Here is an 18,184-nt window from a genome sequence, read left to right as displayed (position 1 = left end):
TAGGTATAGTCCACGGCAGCGCAAAGATGTTCCAAATAGTTAGGCGGCTATGTTACTCAAAATTTCACCGGGTTTGCCCGTGAATATTCGAGAAAGCTCCTTGCAGCCTCGGTAATGATCAATTTGTCGTTTGCCATGGGTTACCGGGCGCGGGGTCGCTGGCGAGACAGAGCCAGCCGCCTTCGGCGTTGATCAAGCGCTGTGCTGCGTTAAACAACGCCTGGCGATCGAGTTGGCCAATGGCGGCGAGCAATTGCCCAAGATAATCCGACGAGTGGCCTGCGAGTCTGGCCTGCCAGAGCAGCTCAGCAGCGTCTTTGCTGGATAGATTGGCTGCGTCGAATTGATCCGCGAGGTTATGCCGCTGCTGGTTGAGGCTGGCCTCATCAAACTGTTCGATCAGCGCGGGCATACCTTTGAGGAACTGTTGAATGTGCTCGAGCAACTCCGCAGGTCTGGCGCTCGGGGATTGCACGCCAAACAGCAGGGCGGTTTGGCCATTCATCTGACGAAGCGCACTGAACACCGCATAGCCCAATTGCAATTCGACGCGCAGGCGCTGGTAGAACGGCGTCTGGCACACGTGCGCCAACAGTCGCCACGCGGCGTCCTCGACGATGTCGCGGCTGGCGGCGGGGCAGAACAACAGCACGGCGTGTTCGCTGGAGGCGGTATCGACATGGCGCCAGTGTTTTTGCGCGGTGATTGCCGCCGGCGCTGCCAGATGGTTGTCCGGGATGCCGGGAACCCGGCTCAGGGCCAGGCCCATGGCGGACTGGGTCTGTTGGCTCAGTCCCAACGCGAGGCCGTCCCAATGCGAAGTTGTCCACAGTTGTTGGGCGTCGTCGCCGGTTTCAGCTGATTCCAGCGCCTGTTCCGGCAGCGCTTTCAGCAACTGGCGAATGGGGATCAGCGGCGTTTCCGCCTCACTACGCAACGAATCGGCGTCAACTTGCGTCAGACATTTCAGCGCATGCTCCAGGACGCTGGGCATTGGCTCCTGCAGGCCGTTGAGCTTGAGCAACCATTGATGCCCTGTGGTGCTGAAAGACAACTCGACTCCAGCCTCGCGCGCGTCTTGCTGAGTTTGCCGGAGACTGCGTTGCAATCTCGAGTGCAGATCAGGGCTGGCGGCAGACTCAACCTGCCAACGCAGATAAATCGCGCCTTCATCGCCGCTGTCCGGCAAGACCTGGCTGAACTGCATCGGCGAGCGTTCGCGACGGCCGCGCGAGCGATCCTGAGCAAATGTACGAAGGCCACGGTGGGCGCTGGTCTGGCCGCGAATCAGGCCCGCATTGGCGAGCGGTTCGCTGGCGCGCAGAAATGGATTGGCAGCGGGTAATCGCCAGTGAGCGCTGAAGTTATCCACAACACCGATTTCATGGAGCAGATGTTTGAGGGCGCTGATGCCGCTGTCGGACAGACCACTCTCTTGTCGCTCGCTGTCGAGTCGTGCCAGTTGCAGCGCGCCGCTGACTTGTTGCTGGCGCTGAACCAGGGCCGTGTATTCCGCCCGCAGCGGCGTCCAATCCTGTTGCGCGAAGAAGCTCAGCCAATCCTTCGCGCGTTCGCTAATGGCGTTCATCGATTCGGCTAGTGCGATGAATGCCAGATGCAGCAGGGCTTGCCCGGCAAAGCAGTACAGTGGTGCGGCTTTCAGATCATCCGCCAGATTCTGTTCCAGCAGATGCGCCAGCAACCCACCGGGCTTGGCACTGTTCAGCCAGTGGCAGAGGAATGCCATTGCCTCGGCGGAAGTCTCCGGCAAATCATCGAACGCAAACAACAGATTGGCGCGTCGCTCAGCGGCCTGTTGATAACTTTTCACCGCCAGTTGCAGGGGCGCAGCCTGCGCAATTTTATCCCCAGCCGGCAAAGCCGCTGCGAACTGCTCGGCCAGTGCACGCAGCTCTTCAAGGCTCTGCGGCCCCACCAGGCTCAAGCTCATTTGTCCGGTGCGATAGAACTGCTGGTGGAAATCCTTCAACGCTTGTTGAAACGCTGGCAATTCCACTTTCAGGCTATCCCGATTCCCCGCATGAAATCCGCGCAACGGATGCTCTGCCGGTAAACCCTCATACAACGCAAACTGCTGCTGAGCCGCAGGATCTTGCGACCAGGCGACAAATTCCGCCTGCAACACTTCTCGTTCCCGCAACTGATCGTCCAGATTCATACGCGGCTTGGCGAGCATGTCTGACAGACGCTCCAACCCCTTGCTGAACGAGCGCGTCGGCAGCTCAAAGAAAAAGTCAGTGGTGCGTTCGCCAGTGCTGGCATTCACTTGGCCACCGTGGCGCTGCACGTAGGCCATCAACCCTTCGTCCGCCGGAAAACGCTCAGTGCCGAGAAACAGCAAATGCTCGAGGAAATGCGCCAGCCCCGGCCACGCCAATGGCACGTCATGACTACCGGCAGCCACCCGCAGGGCAGCGGCACTGCGCTTGAGGCCTGGCACATGACGCAGGGTCACGCGCAAGCCGTTGGCCAGGGTTTCGGTGTGGGGGCGGGGGTGAGTCGGCGCAGGCATGGGCACTTCCAGAACAGTGAAGTGCCCATGCTAGCGGATTAGCGCTTGTTCAGCGCGCCGTAAAGCTCCGGGCGGCGGTCGCTGAGGTAGCGATTGGCCGCGCGGGAATCGACCATCAACTGCCGATCCAGTTCGCCGACGATCAACGCTTCGTCCAGACCGGCCTGAGCAATACGGCTGCCGTCAGGCGCGGCGATGCTGCTTTGCCCGCAATAATGGATATCGCCTTCATGGCCGCAGTAGTTGGCGTAGGCCACGTAGCATTGGTTTTCGAAGGCGCGGGCACGTACGGAGACATCGGCGATAAAATCGAACGGAATCATGTTCGCCGTCGGCACCAGAATCAGCTCGGCGCCGTCGAGGGCCAGGCGTCGGGCGTTTTCCGGGAATTCCAGGTCGTAGCAGATCAGGAAACCGAGTTTCCAACCGTTCAGTTCAACCACCGGAAAATCGCCTTCACCGGGGCTGAACATCGAGCGATCAAGGTCACCGAACAGGTGCGTCTTGCGGTAATTGCACAGGCGCTCACCGTTGGCGTCTATCAACTGCACGGCGTTGTAGATCTGCCCGTCCGCCGTGCGCTCGGGGTAACCGTAGAGAATCGCCAAACCGGCCGACTTGGCAATGCGGCCGATCTGTTGCGCCCATTCCCCGTTGTAGACCTCGGCCAGGGTGCTGACCGCTTCGGCGCCAATGTTGTAGCCGGTCATGAACATCTCCGGCAGCACCAGCAGATCGGCGCCTTTGGCCTCCATCGCCACTTGATGCAAGCGTTGCAGGTTGGCGGCGGGGTCCAGGGGCAGCGGTGGACATTGGTAAAGGGCTACACGCATCAGGGATTCCTCTTACTCGGGCAGGGCGATAGGGCCGATGTCTTTGAACACATCACCCGGGCCCGGGTTCGCTTTATGTGTCGAACCGCCGAAATGCTTCATGATCCCCCACACCGCGTTGAGCGATGTCTGCACTGCGCCTTCAACCCACGCCGGTGTCCACGACACATCGTCGCCAGCGATGAAAATCCCGCGCTGCTCGGCGGGCATCTCGTCCTGCATGAAGTGCGCGTACATGCGCTGGTTGTAGCGATAGTGGCCGGGCAGGGCGCCCTTGAACGCACCGAGAAAGTAAGGGTCGGCTTCCCACGACACGGTGATCGGATCGCCGATGATGCGCGCGGCGATGTCGACTTTCGGGTAGATCTTTTTCAGCGCGTTCAACGCCAGCTCAACGCGTTTTTCCACCGGGTGCGGAAGCATCTTCAAGGCGTCGCTCATCCACGAGTACGACAGGCAGATCACCCCCGGTTTGTCGTCGCCGTTGTCGAACAGATAAGTGCCGCGGGTCAGGCGATCGGTGAGGGTCATGCTCATCAGGTCGCGGCCGGTTTCCGGGTCTTTGTCTTTCCAGAATGGCCGGTCGACCATCACGAAAGTCTTCGACGATTGCATATAGCGGGTGCGGTCGAGGGCCATCCACATCTTCTGCGAGAACAGGGTTTCGTCGCATTCGATCTGGGTGGTCAGCAGCCAGCTCTGGCAAGTGGTCAGCACTGCGGCGTATTCGCGAGTGTCGCCATTATTGTCGGTGACCGCGAAACGGCCATCGGCCGCGTGAGCGATTTTCTTCACCCCCGAGCGTGGCGCACCACGGTGCAGGGATTTCAGGCTGGTGCCTTCCGGCCAGTGCACGCAACGCTCCGGCACATGCCGCCAGATGCCTTGTGGTACTTGCTCGACGCCACCGACCACCAGGTGCTGGTGATCGTCGCAGTTGGTCATCACCACGCGGAAGATTTCCAGCATCGAGTTGGGGAAGTCGGAATCCCAGCCGCCGGTGCCGAAACCGACCTGCCCGAACACTTCGCGGTGATGGAACGACAGTTTGGCGAAGGCTTCGGAGGTGGCGACGAAGTCGTAGAACGTGCGGTCGTCCCACAACGGCACCAGGGTATTCCAAAGTTCTTTCAGGCGCGGCACATCGCGATCGCGGATGGCTTGCTGGATATCGGCGAACTGCGAGCCGGCTTCCAGTGCGTCCGCCCAGGCGTCAGCCACTTCCTGAAACAGTGCAGGAAGATCCGCCAGCTTTTGTGCGTAATGGGTTTTGCCTTCCAGGTCGATCACGGTGCTGCCGGAGGCCGGCGTCAGCGGGTTCGGGAAAGGTTTGGTTTCCAGGCCGAGCTTGTCGACGTAGTGATAGAACGCGGTGGAGGACACCGGAAAACGCATGCCACCCAGTTCCGCGACGATGCCGTCAGTGCCGTTGAACGCTTGCGAGCGCAGACGTCCGCCGAGCTTCGAAGCCTCGTAGACCACCGGTTTCAGGCCGAGCTTCATCAGCTCGTAAGCCGCTACCAGGCCGGCGATGCCAGCGCCGACGATCGCCACTTCAGCGCCATGATGATGTTCAGGAATGGTGCCGAGACCGGCCGGGTGCTCGATCCAGTCGTCGAACGCGAACGGAAAGTCCGGGCCGAAAATGGTGACTGGTTTCTTACCGTCTGCAGGATGGCGATTGTTCTTGTTCATGGCTGACCTTGCTGGCGACCCGACGCAGGATGCGCGTCTGAGTCTAGGAAAAGATGCCTGCCATTCTAGGGAGCGTAGAACACGTTAATAAGACGCAAAGTGTCGTCGTTTTGACATTCTTTTGATCAAAGTGACGATTCATGGCTTCACTTCGATCACTGTGGGAGCGGGCTTGCCCGCGATGAGGCCCATACACCAGCACACTTCAAACCGGCTGCCCCCGATCAATCTTGCTGCTCAAGATGATCGAAGTCGTGGTCTTCTCGACCCCATCTACACTCCCGATCTGATCCAGCAACTGGTCCAGCTGCTCCGGCGAATCGGTGCGCAACCACGCCACATAATCAAACTCGCCACTCACTGCACACAGTTGTTGCACCTGCGCCATCGCACTCAACCGGCGCACCACCTCTTTGCCGGAACGCGGCTGCACCTTGATCCCGACATAGGCCTGCAATCCGCCATCGACCACGCGCTGACCCAGGCGCACGCCATAACCGGTGATCACTTTGGCTTTTTCCAGCCGCGCCAGACGCGACGTCACAGTGGTGCGCGCGATGCCCAATTGCCGCGCGAGCATGGCTACGCTTTCACGGGCATTGATCTGCAGGGCGGCGATCAGCTGACGGTCGATTTCATCAAGCACGGGCGTGCGGGTGTCGGGCAAGGGGGCGGCTCCATGGGTGTGGGGGCGGTGAGTACGCATGTTACAGACACTGTCAGCAACACGCTTGCAGGCGATGTTTGAATTGTTCACCCAAGAATCGATGCCATCGTTGCGCTGAAACAATACATCGGATATTTGATTTGACTTGGTTGGCCTATTTATCAAGAATGCCAGCAAGAGCGCGAAATCCGCTGCCTTGCAGGGCATTAGTGGACGTAGGTACCTCAGCGATGCTGCAACATCGGTGTAAGGTGAGACCTCTTCATCCCATTTCCTGAGGATGCAAATATCAGGATTCAAATATTAAGGGCAGCCAAATGGCTGCCCTTTTCTTTGTCTTCAAGAATGTACCGCTTGTACAAAAGCTCGCCTTGGCGGTGTTTGTTCATCGCTCTGGCGGGAGCGTGCATGAAGTTCCAGAGGACATGCCCGTTGCGCACATCGACCACGACAAGCATGTCGTTTTTTGCCTCGTAGGCGTTTATGAATGCCATTCGGTATCCGCCGTTATCGTAGAGAACTTTCCATACTTCAAAAGGTCCCGTCAGCGTATCTAAGGCATGTCGAACATAACGTTCTCGGGAATCTGGACGTTTCTCGACGATGTGGGCCAGTTTGTCTCTCAGGACCGCGACGTTCCCGATGGGCGTGAGGATGGTAACGGCCAATAATGACTCGTCGACAAACCCAAAGTGATCCGAGAGGATTTTGAGCGCGCCTTCTGCGTCCTCAGCCCTTTTTACCTCTTCTATTGCGGCTGACCGAAGTTCTCTCGATAAGGTTCTGAGATCGGGTAAGGCGAGGTCGATCCAGGTTTGCTGGTCGGCTGCTTCCTTTATCAGTGGCGCAGCATTCACGAGCATGAAATCGATCCTGGACGGGCGGAGGCGTCCGGAGATTACTCGTCTGGAGAAACGGTCAACAACGCGCGGAGAGGGGAGAAAACCTAGTTTGGGAACATTCCTACAGATCTTGCGGTTGTATTCCTAACAATGCCCTTCGTACATTGCGCTCGCCAAGACGTCGAACCCTAATCCATCGCCCAAGAAAAAGCCGCGCATTTAGCGCGGCTTTCAATTTGGTGGGCCCACACGGACTTGAACCGTGGACCAAAGGATTATGAGTCCTCTGCTCTAACCAACTGAGCTATAGGCCCTCAGTAGGTCGCGGATTATAGCGACGGTTTCTCGGCTGTGCTATCCGAAAAATCCGATACGGTTACACGAAGAAACGTTGCTGCGAATTCTTCCGGCGGCAGCGGCAGGCTGACGATGTAGCCCTGGATCTGTTCACAGCCTTCGGCGGCGAGAAATTGTTGTTGTGCCTGGGTTTCCACACCTTCGGCGATAACCGTGAATTGCATGCTCCGGCCCAGTGCAATGATCGCCCGGACGATGGCCGCATCGTGGGGGTCATCGGGCAGTCCGCGGACAAACGACTGGTCGATTTTGAGGATGTCCAGCGGCAGCCGTTTGAGGTAACTGAGCGAAGAATATCCGGTGCCGAAGTCATCAATCGCCAATTGAACGCCGAGGTGTTTGAGCTGGTGTAACACCGCCAACGCCTCTTCGGCCTGACTCATGATGAAGTTCTCGGTAATTTCCAGTTGCAGTAAATCCGGTTGCAGGCGGTTGTCGTTGAGCAGCTGTTCGATGCGTCCGAGCAGATTCGGCTGACGCAATTGCGCACCGGCGAGGTTCACCGACAGCGGGCCGAGGCTGTCGTAGACCTGACTCCATTCGAACATTTGCCGGCACGCCGTCTCGAGCACCCAGTCACCAATCTGCAGGATCATGCCGTTCTCTTCGGCCAGCGGAATGAAGTGTTCTGGTGGCACGTCGCCGAAGGTCGGGTGACGCCAGCGGATCAGCGCTTCGGCACCGACCAGACGATGATCGTCGAGGCTGATTTTTGGTTGGTAGTAGAGAAACAGTTCATCACGTTCAATGGCCCGACGCAGTTCATGCTCAAGCGCAATGCGCTCGCTGGCCTGGGCGGTGAGGTCGCGGGTGTAGCTCTCGACGCGGTTGCGGCCCTTGGCCTTGGAGCGGTACATCGCCGCGTCGGCGTTTTTCACCAGCGTGGCGACGTCGCAACCGTCTCGAGGATAGAGGCTGGTGCCGATGCTGGCACTGATGAAGAACTCATGCTCACCGGCCTGGAATGGCGCACCGAAGCAGTTGAGCAGTTTGGTGGCGATGTTGTCGGCGTCGCTGGCCTGTTGCAGGCCGGGTAACAGAATGATGAATTCGTCACCGCCCAGACGCGCCACGGTATCGATGTCTCGCAATTGCTCCTTCAGGCGCACGGCGATGCCCTTGAGCAGCAGGTCGCCGACCGGGTGGCCGAGACTGTCATTGATGTGTTTGAAGCGGTCGAGATCGAGAAACAGCACGGCGCCCTGACTGCCGTTTTCCTGCTGGCTGTTCAGTGCCATCAGCAAGCGGTTTTCGAACAGCGTGCGGTTCGGCAGGCCGGTAAGCGGGTCGTGATGCGCCTGATAGTCGAGTTTGGCTTGTGCATGTTTGAGGCTGGAGATGTCGGCAAACACCGCAACAAAGTGGGTAATGAACTTGTCGCGATTGCGCACAGCACTGATGGTCAGCCAGCTGGGGTATAGCTCGCCGTTCTTGCGTCGGTTGGAGATCTCGCCTTGCCAGTGACCTTCGTCGGTCAACTGGTGCCACATTGCCGCGTAGAACGCGCTGTCATGCAGGCCGGAGGCGAGCAGGCGCGGCGTATGCCCGAGCGCTTCGCTTTCGCTGTAGCCGGTGATTTCGGTGAAAGCGCGATTGACCGCACTGATGTGTTGTTGGGTGTCGGTGATCAATACGCCTTCAGCGGTACTTTCGAACACGGTGGCGGCCTGCTGCAGTTTTTCCTGCATCAGATGCCGCTCGGTAATGTCGCGGGCGATGGTCAGCATGCAGTCATCTTCGCCAATCGGCAGCGGACGGCTAGATACTTCACAGAGGCGGATCTGCCCGTCACTGCGGCGGATATGGCAGGTGAAGTCACGGACGAAGCCGTCGCGATGCAACAGATCGAGCATCTGTTTGCGTTCGTTGAGGTTGACCCAGATTCCCAGATCCAGTGCCGAGCGATCCACCGACATGGCGCTATTGAAACCGGTGATACGGCTGAATCCTTCGTTGACCTCCAGCAGCAGGCCGTCGCTCTGGCGTGACAGCAGCAAACCGTCCGGCGAAGCATGGAAGGCTTTGGCAAATTTCTCTTCGGAGGTTTGCAGTTGCTGTTGGGTTTCCTTGAGTTGGGTAATGTCTCGTACTACGACGACAAGCGCGGGTGTAGTGTCCAGATCAAACGGCTCGGCGGAAATCAGGCCGGTAAACAGTTGGCCATTGTTGCGGCGAAACGGCATCTCCAGATTACGAATGCTGCCTGCCTGCAGGCGCTGCAGCAATCCGGGACCGACGCCGGGAATCCCCCAGATATTCAGCTCGGTCGCCGTTTGGCCCAGCACTTCTTCGGCTTTCAGTCCGATCTGTTCTTCAAACGCTTCGTTGACCTCCAACAGGCAGCCATCGGACAGCCGTGCAATCACCAGAATGTCCGGGCATTGCTGAAACACCGAGGCGAACTTTTGCTCCGAGAGTCGCAGCGCCTCTTCGGTGCGCTTGATTTCGCTGATGTCGATCATCAGGCCGCGCATCACCGGCTCATGGCCATGCTCGATCAGGCTGACGATGTCGCGCACCCACAGGCAGCGGCCATCAGCGGTTATCACCCGATAGTCGACGATGTGATCGCGACCCTGGCGAAGCGCTTCTTTGCAGTAACTTTGTGTACGGGTCAGATCGGCCGGGTGAATGATGTTGTGCCAGAAACCGGGAATCAACCAATGGGATTGTGGATAGCCAAGCAGGTCCTCGGCGTGGGGCGACACATAGCTGTAGGTGAAGTCGCTCATCCGCGCTTCCCAGGCGATGGCCGACAGGCTCTCGACCAGGCCACGATAGTGGTATTCGCTGCTGCGCAGTTCCTGTTCGAGGTCGATACGTCGGGCGATTTCCGAACTCAGGCGGCGGTTGATGCGGATCACCACGGCGAGAATCGTCACCAACAGCAACAGACCCGGTAAACCGTAGATCAGCAGGTCCGACCAGAATGTCCGATGATCAAGGACGTTGCCGACCCAGTGCTCCTGAATGCTGCTGATTTCATCAGGGCTCATGTCAGCAAGGACTTTGTCGAGAATCCCCACCAGCATCTTGTTATCGCGGGGCACGGCCATCGCCAGTTGGTAGCGATATGGGGTTTCGCCACTGACGTACAGACCGTCGAGCTTGAGCTGGCGCAGGCTCCAGACGCTGGACGCGAGGTCGCCGACGACGGCGTCCACTTCGTCGGTCGCCAACGCTTGTAATGCCGAACTGACATTGGGCATGGCCACCAGATTCAGATCGGGGTGGTGGGTGCGCAGCAGTTCGTGGGGCGCGTAGTTTTCCACCACGGCGATCTTCAAACCGTACAGGTCGTCGAGCTTGCGCGGTTGCGCGCCGCCGATGTGGGCGAGAATGACGATCGGAAAATCAAGATACGGGCGGGTGAACGACAGGTAGGTCTGACGCTCGGGGGTGGACATGATGCCGGGCAGGAGGTCGATCTTGCCCGATTTGACCTGTTCGAGCACCACCGTCCAGCTCACCGGTTCAATGGGCGTCAATTTGATTGCCAAGCGTTGGCGAATCACGTCGATATAGTCGGCAGCCAGGCCCTGATAGCGGCTCTGATCGTCGCGAAACTCAAAGGGCGGCCACGACGCATCGACACCCAGGCGCAAGTCCGGGTGAGCCGCCAGCCAGCTACGTTCTTCATCGGTCAGAGTCAGCGCGTCAGCCGTTGCGGTCCAGATCATCAGTGACAGCAAAAAAAGCACGGACGCCAATCTGGGCATAACGCTCTCGTTATGGCTCGGGGATGATTGTTTCGAGTGTAGACGGGGTACGCGGGGGAGGGGCGTTGCGAAGGATTTAATCTGCCATATAAACAAAACCCCCGGCCTGGGCCGGGGGTTCTGGTATCACTCGTCGAGGAAGGAGCGCAGATGCTCGCTTCGCGTCGGGTGGCGTAGCTTGCGCAGCGCCTTGGCTTCGATCTGACGGATCCGCTCACGCGTTACGTCAAACTGTTTGCCCACTTCTTCGAGTGTGTGGTCGGTGTTCATGTCGATACCGAAACGCATGCGCAGTACTTTGGCTTCACGGGCAGTGAGGCCGGACAGCACTTCGCGAGTCGCTTCTTTCAGGCTCTCAACAGTGGCGACATCGATTGGCGACTGCATGGTCGAGTCTTCGATGAAGTCACCCAGATGGGAGTCTTCGTCATCACCGATCGGGGTTTCCATGGAGATCGGCTCTTTAGCGATCTTCAATACCTTGCGGATCTTGTCCTCAGGCATTTCCATGCGTTCGCCCAGCTCTTCCGGGGTCGGTTCGCGACCCATTTCCTGCAGCATCTGCCGGGAAATACGGTTGAGCTTGTTGATCGTCTCGATCATGTGCACCGGAATACGGATGGTGCGGGCCTGGTCGGCGATCGAGCGAGTGATCGCTTGACGGATCCACCAGGTGGCATAAGTCGAGAACTTGTAACCACGACGGTATTCGAACTTGTCTACCGCTTTCATCAAGCCGATGTTGCCTTCCTGGATCAGATCGAGGAATTGCAGACCACGGTTGGTGTACTTCTTGGCGATCGAGATCACCAGACGCAAGTTGGCTTCAACCATCTCTTTCTTCGCGCGGCGGGCCTTGGCCTCACCGATCGACATGCGACGGTTGATGTCCTTGATTTCTGCGATGGTCAGACCGGTTTCGGTTTCCAGCGCGATCAGTTTCTGCTGGCAACGAATGATGTCCGGTTGCACGCGACCAATGGCTTCGGCGTATTTGCTCTTGCCTTTGGCCAGGGCGTCGGACCAGCTTTCGTCGACTTCGTTGCTCGGGAACTGACGCAGGAAATCGGCGCGTGGCATACGTGCATCACGTACGCACAGTTGCATGATCGCGCGCTCTTGCTGACGCAGACGATCCAGGGCACTGCGGACACGCTCGACCAGGCCTTCGAATTGCTTCGGCACCAGTTTGATCGGCATGAACAGCTCGGCCAGTGCGAGCAACTCGGCAATCGCTGCCTTGTTGTTGCGACCGTGCTTTTTCAGGGCCTTGCGGGTGATTTCCATCTGGTCAGCCACGGCGCCGAAACGCTGGGCAGCGATGACCGGATCCGGACCGCTTTCGGCTTCTTCTTCGTCATCGGAAGATTCGGCTTCATCGTCGTCGGTGTCGTCGTCGGCTTTCGCCACTTTAGCTTCGACAGGCGGCGGCACTTCGGCAGGCGGCGCAATGCCGTCGTCCGGGTCGATATAACCGCTCAGAACGTCGGACAGGCGACCACCTTCGGTGGTGACGCGGGTGTACTCGGAGAGAATGTGGTCAACCGTGCCAGGGAAGTGCGCGATTGCGCTCATCACTTCACGGATGCCCTCTTCGATACGCTTGGCGATTTCGATTTCGCCTTCACGAGTCAGAAGCTCGACCGTACCCATTTCACGCATGTACATGCGCACAGGGTCAGTGGTGCGACCGATATCGGTCTCCACCGCTGCCAACGCAGCGGCTGCTTCTTCCGCAGCGGCCTCGTCGGTATCGGCGTCGGCCAACATAAGGGCGTCCGCATCCGGAGCACTCTCGTGTACGGGGATCCCCATGTCGTTAATCATGCGGATGATGTCTTCCACCTGCTCAGGATCTGAAATATCCTCGGGCAGGTGGTCGTTGACCTCGGCGTAAGTCAGATACTTCTGCTCACGACCCAGTTTGATCAACTCAATAATACGAGACTGCTGTTGCGCTTTTCCGGACATAACACCCTATCCACTGAAGGTCTTGGCGGGCAAAAAACAAGCCGAGGATTATACCTGAGCTATGACCTCACGCGCCAGTTGAGGTCGGGTTTGATGCGGAAACATTGCGACTTAGTAGGTCGCGCAGTTGGTTTTTCTCTTCAACGCTCAGTTCGCTTTGACGCGCTTTCCTGAGCAACTGTTCCAGATTTCGCTCGCGTTGGCGGGCTGACAAGCTAGTAATGGTGTCGAAAAACTGTTGTTCAAGGTTATCGCCGTCAATCAGCCACTCCTTTTCTGCCAAAGCCTTGAGCAAGCGTCCCTGTTCAGTGCCGTGCCATCGCGCGATCAACTGAAATGAGTTTAGCTTGGGATTCTTCTGTACAGCTTCGAGCAGGGCCACAAGTAACTGGGCGTTGGTCTGATTCTCGTCCGCAATGTGCCCGGCATCTTCGACGCGCTTGGCCAATTGTGGGTGATGAAGCAGTGTGCGCAGGGCGGTCAGGGTTGGCGACTCGACGCCAATCGGTGTGCGCGGGCGCTGCTGATCGCGATCACCGCCACGTTTGCCGTTCTTGTCCCAGGGTTTTTTGTCCCACTTCTTGCCGCCAGCGCCGGGCTTTTTCGGCGTCCACTCCTGCTGCGGCACATACATGTCCTGTGCCTGCGGCTGATGGTAGTCGCTGTAGTCCGGCATCGCATCGTAATCGATGCCCGGATCGTAGGCGGGCGGGGCTTCCTGTGGCGCGCTTTGTGCCAGCTGACTGACGGTTTCGCTGCTCAGGCCGGTGATTTCGGTCAGGCGCTGACGCATCAGAATACGCAGGTTGGCGCCCGGCACTTTGTCGATCAGCGGTGCGGCGAGGGTGGCCATGTGGGCCTTGCCTTCGAGCGAGCGCGGATCGGCTTCTTCGGTCAGTTGCTGGAAGAAATAATCCGCCAGTGGCTGAGCGTGCTGATTGATCCGGGCCTTGAAGGCGTCAGTGCCTTCGGCGCGCACCAGGGTATCCGGGTCTTCGCCTTCGGGCAGAAACAAAAAGCGCGCCCGGCGGCCGTCTTGCAGGCTTGAAAGCGTTGCTTCCAGGGCGCGCCACGCGGCGTTGCGGCCGGCCTGGTCGCCGTCGAAACAGAACAACACGTTCGGTACGACGCGGAACAGGCGCTTCAAATGTTCTTCGCTGGTCGCGGTGCCCAGCGTCGCGACGGCATTCTTCAGCCCCTGCTGTGCGAGGGCGATGACGTCCATGTAACCTTCGACGACGATGATTTCGTCGAGGTTGCGGTTGTTCTTGCGTGCTTCATAGAGGCCATAGAGTTCCTGGCCTTTATGGAATACCGGGGTTTCCGGTGAGTTCAGGTATTTCGGCTTGTCGTCGCCGAGCACGCGGCCGCCGAAAGCGATGATCCGCCCGCGGGTGTCGCGGATCGGGAACATTACGCGATCGCGGAAGCGGTCATAGCGTTTGCCGGTTTCGGCGTTCTCGATCAGCAGGCCTGCGTCGATCATGGCCTTCTGCTGCAATGTATCGCTGCTCAAGTGCTTGAACAGATTGTCCCAGCCCGGCGGCGCGAAACCGAGGCCGAAATCCCGGGCGATCTCGCCAGTCAGGCCGCGTCCCTTGAGGTAATCCACTGCAGCTTTGCGTGCCGGATGGCTCTTGAGCGCCTGCCGGTAAAAGTCGGCGGCGGCGGTGAGCAGTGGATACAGCGGCGAATCGGTCGGCTGCCGTGGCTTGCGCTCGCGGCCGCTTTCTTCGCGGGGGATTTCCATGCCGGCGGCTTTGGCCAGATCTTCGACAGCCTGGGGGAAATCCAGGTTGTCGTGATCCATGAGAAAGCCGAGGGCATTGCCGCCGGCGCCACAGCCGAAACAGTAATAGAACTGCTTGTCGGGGCTGACGCTGAAAGACGGCGTTTTCTCTTTGTGAAACGGGCAACAGGCGGTGTAGTTCTTGCCGGCCTTCTTCAATTGCACGCGCGAACTGACCACATCGACGATGTCGGTGCGGTTCAGCAGGTCGTCAATGAAGCTCTGGGGAATCAGCCCGGCCATGGCGTTCTCGTCGTCTGCGCTGTAATAAGTCCGATGCGAAAGGCTGCCGGACGCGGGTCATTGTTTGAAGCACGCAAAATGTGCGGCTCGACCGGTGTCGTCTGCGTAATCGCTGTCGGGGAGTGTATCTGCCGAAAATCCACTGACGTTAGTACTCATCAGTCGTCGACTATTTGAAAGTGTTGCGCTGAATCCGCTGACGGCCGGTTCAGGGCCTCGGATCGCTCAATAAAGCGGGCACGCATGCAGGTGCCTTGGGCTGATCGTCGTAAGAGGAATCAGTGGGTGTGCTCGTCAGTAGCCTTGAAAGGCTCGTCAGAAAAGACGTGCACCGCTGGCAAAAGAGCCAGGTCTGACGCGTGAAGCAGATTTGTCTCGGTCGCATGTGCGGCTTCGACGGTGAAGCATCAAGCGTTTTACGCAAATGCCATTAGCCCGGCTGAGAGCCGGGCTTAGGCAAGAAGCTTGCTACGAACGTCTGTGTATTAGTACAGACGAACGGCGCGGCGCTGTTCGCGCTGAACTTTCTTGGCGTGACGCTTAACAGCGGCTGCTGCTTTGCGCTTACGCTCAGAAGTTGGCTTCTCGTAAAATTCGCGGCTACGAACTTCAGCCAGTACACCGGCTTTTTCGCAGGAGCGCTTGAAACGACGCAGAGCTACGTCGAAGGGTTCGTTCTCTTTAACTTTGACGGCTGGCATCCAGAGCTACCTTCATTCATTACCGGGGTCAACATCCTCGCGGCAAAAGAGCACTTGAAGACGTCGGTTTTTAAGGGTTGCGGATGTTAACCCCTCATCGCTCGGAATGCAAAGCCTCTGATCGAAAACCGCTGGTCGGGGCATCACGCGGCGACTATTATGCGCGCCTTCGAATTCAGCCTAAACAAGGCGCAAACCCATGCTAGTACTGGGATTAGAAACCTCCTGCGACGAAACCGGCGTCGCATTATATGACAGCGAACGCGGCCTGCTGGCCGACGCACTGTTCAGCCAGATCGACCTGCACCGCGCTTATGGCGGCGTGGTGCCGGAGCTGGCCTCGCGTGACCACGTCAAACGCATGCTGCCCTTGATCCGTCAGGTGTTGGCCGAGGCTGACTGTGTGCCGACCGAGATCGATGCAATCGCCTATACCGCGGGTCCTGGCCTGGTTGGCGCATTGCTGGTCGGCGCTTCCTGCGCTCAGGCACTGGCGTTTGCCTGGGGCATTCCGGCGCTCGGCGTGCACCACATGGAAGGCCACTTGCTGGCGCCGATGCTGGAGCCGAAACCGCCCGAATTCCCGTTCGTCGCTTTGTTGGTCTCCGGCGGTCATACGCAGCTGGTTCAGGTCGATGGCATCGGCCAATACAGTCTGCTCGGCGAGACGCTGGATGATGCCGCCGGTGAGGCATTCGACAAAACCGCGAAGATGATGGGTCTCAATTATCCGGGTGGGCCGGAAATCGCCAAGCTGGCCGAGAAGGGCGTCGCAGGACGTTTTACCTTCCCGCGTCCGATGTGTGATCGCCCGGGTCTGCAATTCAGCTTCAGTGGTCTGAAAACCTCTGCGCTCAACGCCTGGCAGCAGTGCGTCAACGCCGGGGACGACAGCGAGCAAGCCCGTTGCGACATCGCGCTGGCGTTCCAGCAGGCCGTGGTGGAGACTTTGACCATCAAGTGCAAGCGTGCCCTGAAGCAGGCCGGCATGAAGCGTCTGGTGATTGCGGGCGGCGTCAGCGCCAATAAGGCGTTGCGTGTTTCGCTGGAAAAGATGCTCGGCGACATGAAGGGCGATGTGTTTTATGCACGCCCGGAGTTCTGTACCGACAATGGCGCGATGATCGCCTTTGCCGGTTGCCAGCGTTTGCAGGCCGGTCAGCAGGAAAGTCTGGCGATCAGCGTGCAGGCGCGCTGGCCGATGGAGCAATTGTCGGCGTTGTGATGAGTGGCGCTCATGGCCGGTATTTAAAAATGCCGTTCGCGCCCGGCAAACAGGTCGCGTAGATTGCCGCGGTGGCGCCAGACGATCAGCAGTGTCAGCGCGCTCATCGGCAGCAGCGCTTCCGGTTCCTGCCAGGCCAGCAAAGGCAGGGTCAAGGGGGTTGCGATCAGTGCTGCGAGCGAGCTGGTGCGGGTCAGGTAAAACGTCAGTAACCAGGCGCATACTGCCAGCAGCGCGGCGGGCGGATACAGGCCCAGCAGCATGCCGGCAGCAGTGGCGACACCCTTGCCGCCACGAAAGCGAAAGTACAGCGGGAACAGGTGACCGATCACGGCGCACACGCCGATCCACGCCTGATCCTGCAGCGAAAGGCCGACAGTCGAAGCGATCAGCACCGGCACCAGGCCTTTGCACAGATCACCCAGCAGGGTCAGGATCGCCAGTTTGCGACCGGCCAGGCGCAACATGTTGGTGGCACCGGCATTACCCGAGCCACTCATTCGCGGATCCGGGTTTCCGGTCAGGCGGCTGAGCAAAATGGCGAAGGACAGCGAGCCGAGCAGGTAGGCGAGAGTCGCCAGTAACCAAAACATGCTAACTATTCCGGGCGAGGACGCCCTGATTCTAACGGCGCATTGCGCCCTTGTCGTGCAGCGGAGAGAAGTGCTTGGACAGAGTGTTTATCGAAGGCCTGGAAGTCGACACCGTGATTGGTGCCTACGACTGGGAGCGCGGCATCCGCCAGTGCCTGCGCCTTGATCTGAGCTTCGCCTGGGACAATCGCCCGGCCGCGGCCGGTGATGACCTGACCCTGGCGCTCGACTACGCCAGCGTGTCCACGCGAATTCAGGCGTTTGCCGAGCAAGCGCAGTTTCAACTGGTCGAGACCTTCGCCGAACGTCTGGTTGAAGTGCTGATGAGCGAATTCAAGATCACTTGGGTACGCCTGAAGCTGACCAAGCCCGGCGCCGTTCCGGCTGCCAAGGGCGGCGTGGGTGTGGAGATCGAGCGCGGATGTCGCTGACTCAGGTCTACCTCGGGCTCGGTAGTAATATCGAGCGCGATACCCATTTGCGCGCAGGGCTTGAAGCTTTGGCGACGTTTCTGGTGGATATCCGCTGTTCGGCGGTGTTCGAGAGCCAACCGGTGGGGATCAAAAGCGGGCCGTTCTTCAACTTCGTGGTGTCGGCGTATACCGATCTGCCGTTGATGGAGCTGGACCGACGCTTGAAATTCATCGAGGCGGATAACGGTCGCTATGCGCCTGATCGCAAGGGCTTGCCGCTGGATATCGACGTGCTGTTGTATGGTGATCTGGCGGGGAATTTCGACGGACTGGTTCTGCCGCGCGCGGAGATTCTGAAAAATGCTTTTGTGCTGTGGCCGCTGTCGCTGATTGCGCCGGATCGCGTGCATCCGGGGGTGGGAAAGAGCTTCGCGACATTGTGGGCTGAAGCGCAGATTGATCAGGTGCTGGCGCCGGTGCCGTTCGAATGGCGAGGTGAGCAGTTAACCCCGTCGAATCTTTAAAAGCAAAAGATCGCAGCCTGCGGCAGCTCCTACAGAGAAACGCATATTCCCGTGTAGGAGCTGCCGCAGGCTGCGATCT

At 58.9% G+C, this 18,184-nt stretch carries 13 protein-coding genes and 1 tRNA gene; 3 read left to right on the top strand and 11 right to left on the bottom strand.

The features are described 5' to 3' along the window. Positions 1–118: 118 nt before the first annotated feature. From pqqF to rpsU, 10 genes are all read right to left on the bottom strand, one after another. Positions 119–2,533: a pyrroloquinoline quinone biosynthesis protein PqqF gene (gene pqqF, locus AC0ZWN_RS12060; RefSeq protein WP_476335182.1), complete on the bottom strand. Its 2,415-nt coding sequence runs from the start codon at positions 2,531–2,533 to the stop codon at positions 119–121. Between the two features lie 38 nt (positions 2,534–2,571). Beyond that, positions 2,572–3,366: a carbon-nitrogen hydrolase family protein gene (locus tag AC0ZWN_RS12055; protein ID WP_460089106.1), complete on the bottom strand. Its 795-nt coding sequence runs from the start codon at positions 3,364–3,366 to the stop codon at positions 2,572–2,574. 12 nt (positions 3,367–3,378) lie between these two features. Continuing rightward, on the bottom strand, positions 3,379–5,061 hold the full coding sequence (locus AC0ZWN_RS12050) for a flavin monoamine oxidase family protein (protein ID WP_095050305.1): 1,683 nt from the start codon (positions 5,059–5,061) through the stop codon (positions 3,379–3,381). 205 nt (positions 5,062–5,266) lie between these two features. Next, positions 5,267–5,728 carry an Lrp/AsnC family transcriptional regulator gene (locus AC0ZWN_RS12045; RefSeq protein WP_476335180.1) on the bottom strand — a complete coding sequence of 154 codons (462 nt, stop codon included), beginning with the start codon at positions 5,726–5,728 and terminating at the stop codon, positions 5,267–5,269. A 296-nt stretch (positions 5,729–6,024) separates the two neighbouring features. Next, positions 6,025–6,591, bottom strand: a complete 567-nt coding sequence (locus AC0ZWN_RS12040) for a PBECR2 nuclease fold domain-containing protein (protein WP_476335178.1) — start codon at positions 6,589–6,591, stop codon at positions 6,025–6,027. A gap of 216 nt (positions 6,592–6,807) precedes the next feature. After that, positions 6,808–6,884: transfer RNA gene (locus AC0ZWN_RS12035), tRNA-Ile, on the bottom strand. A gap of 15 nt (positions 6,885–6,899) precedes the next feature. Next, a complete protein-coding gene (locus AC0ZWN_RS12030) occupies positions 6,900–10,646 on the bottom strand; it encodes a bifunctional diguanylate cyclase/phosphodiesterase (RefSeq protein WP_186619906.1) in 3,747 nt (1,248 codons plus the stop codon). Between the two features lie 126 nt (positions 10,647–10,772). Then, positions 10,773–12,617, bottom strand: a complete 1,845-nt coding sequence (gene rpoD / locus AC0ZWN_RS12025; protein ID WP_093441990.1) for an RNA polymerase sigma factor RpoD — start codon at positions 12,615–12,617, stop codon at positions 10,773–10,775. A gap of 67 nt (positions 12,618–12,684) precedes the next feature. Then, positions 12,685–14,649 (bottom strand): DNA primase, encoded by a 1,965-nt coding sequence (dnaG, locus tag AC0ZWN_RS12020; RefSeq protein ID WP_093441982.1) that lies wholly within the window; start codon positions 14,647–14,649, stop codon positions 12,685–12,687. A gap of 485 nt (positions 14,650–15,134) precedes the next feature. Further along, positions 15,135–15,350, bottom strand: a complete 216-nt coding sequence (rpsU, locus tag AC0ZWN_RS12015; protein WP_002551877.1) for a 30S ribosomal protein S21 — start codon at positions 15,348–15,350, stop codon at positions 15,135–15,137. Positions 15,351–15,549: 199 nt separating this feature from the next. Here rpsU and tsaD point away from each other — a divergent pair, with 199 nt between their 5' ends. Continuing rightward, positions 15,550–16,575, top strand: coding sequence for a tRNA (adenosine(37)-N6)-threonylcarbamoyltransferase complex transferase subunit TsaD (gene tsaD, locus AC0ZWN_RS12010; RefSeq protein ID WP_093441977.1), 1,026 nt, complete (start codon positions 15,550–15,552; stop codon positions 16,573–16,575). Between the two features lie 23 nt (positions 16,576–16,598). Here the strand turns inward: tsaD and plsY are convergent, their stop codons facing one another. Continuing rightward, positions 16,599–17,168 (bottom strand): glycerol-3-phosphate 1-O-acyltransferase PlsY, encoded by a 570-nt coding sequence (plsY, locus tag AC0ZWN_RS12005; protein ID WP_476335175.1) that lies wholly within the window; start codon positions 17,166–17,168, stop codon positions 16,599–16,601. A 74-nt stretch (positions 17,169–17,242) separates the two neighbouring features. Between plsY and folB the strand changes: the two genes are divergently transcribed. Next, complete coding sequence (gene folB, locus AC0ZWN_RS12000; RefSeq protein WP_064390789.1) at positions 17,243–17,599, top strand: dihydroneopterin aldolase; 357 nt, start codon at positions 17,243–17,245, stop codon at positions 17,597–17,599. After that, entirely contained in the window at positions 17,590–18,105 is a 516-nt protein-coding gene (gene folK / locus AC0ZWN_RS11995; protein WP_476335174.1) for a 2-amino-4-hydroxy-6-hydroxymethyldihydropteridine diphosphokinase, read from the top strand. Before folB ends, folK begins: the two co-directional genes overlap by 10 nt. The last annotated feature ends 79 nt before the right edge of the window (positions 18,106–18,184 follow it).

This window comes from Pseudomonas sp. 3B-A001-10F (genome assembly GCF_056313565.1).
Note: the sequence above shows the minus strand (reverse complement) of the source record. Positions and strands in the feature narration are given on the sequence as shown.

Coding starts and splice junctions, on each gene's coding strand:
- rpoD (WP_093441990.1), bottom strand. CDS start 12,617: ATGTCCGGAAAAGCGCAACAGCAGTCTCGTATTATTGAGTTGATCAAA.
- dnaG (WP_093441982.1), bottom strand. CDS start 14,649: ATGGCCGGGCTGATTCCCCAGAGCTTCATTGACGACCTGCTGAACCGC.
- tsaD (WP_093441977.1), top strand. CDS start 15,550: ATGCTAGTACTGGGATTAGAAACCTCCTGCGACGAAACCGGCGTCGCA.
- folK (WP_476335174.1), top strand. CDS start 17,590: ATGTCGCTGACTCAGGTCTACCTCGGGCTCGGTAGTAATATCGAGCGC.
- AC0ZWN_RS12050 (WP_095050305.1), bottom strand. CDS start 5,061: ATGAACAAGAACAATCGCCATCCTGCAGACGGTAAGAAACCAGTCACC.
- plsY (WP_476335175.1), bottom strand. CDS start 17,168: ATGTTTTGGTTACTGGCGACTCTCGCCTACCTGCTCGGCTCGCTGTCC.
- pqqF (WP_476335182.1), bottom strand. CDS start 2,533: ATGCCTGCGCCGACTCACCCCCGCCCCCACACCGAAACCCTGGCCAAC.
- AC0ZWN_RS12030 (WP_186619906.1), bottom strand. CDS start 10,646: ATGCCCAGATTGGCGTCCGTGCTTTTTTTGCTGTCACTGATGATCTGG.
- AC0ZWN_RS12040 (WP_476335178.1), bottom strand. CDS start 6,591: ATGCTCGTGAATGCTGCGCCACTGATAAAGGAAGCAGCCGACCAGCAA.
- AC0ZWN_RS12055 (WP_460089106.1), bottom strand. CDS start 3,366: ATGCGTGTAGCCCTTTACCAATGTCCACCGCTGCCCCTGGACCCCGCC.
- rpsU (WP_002551877.1), bottom strand. CDS start 15,350: ATGCCAGCCGTCAAAGTTAAAGAGAACGAACCCTTCGACGTAGCTCTG.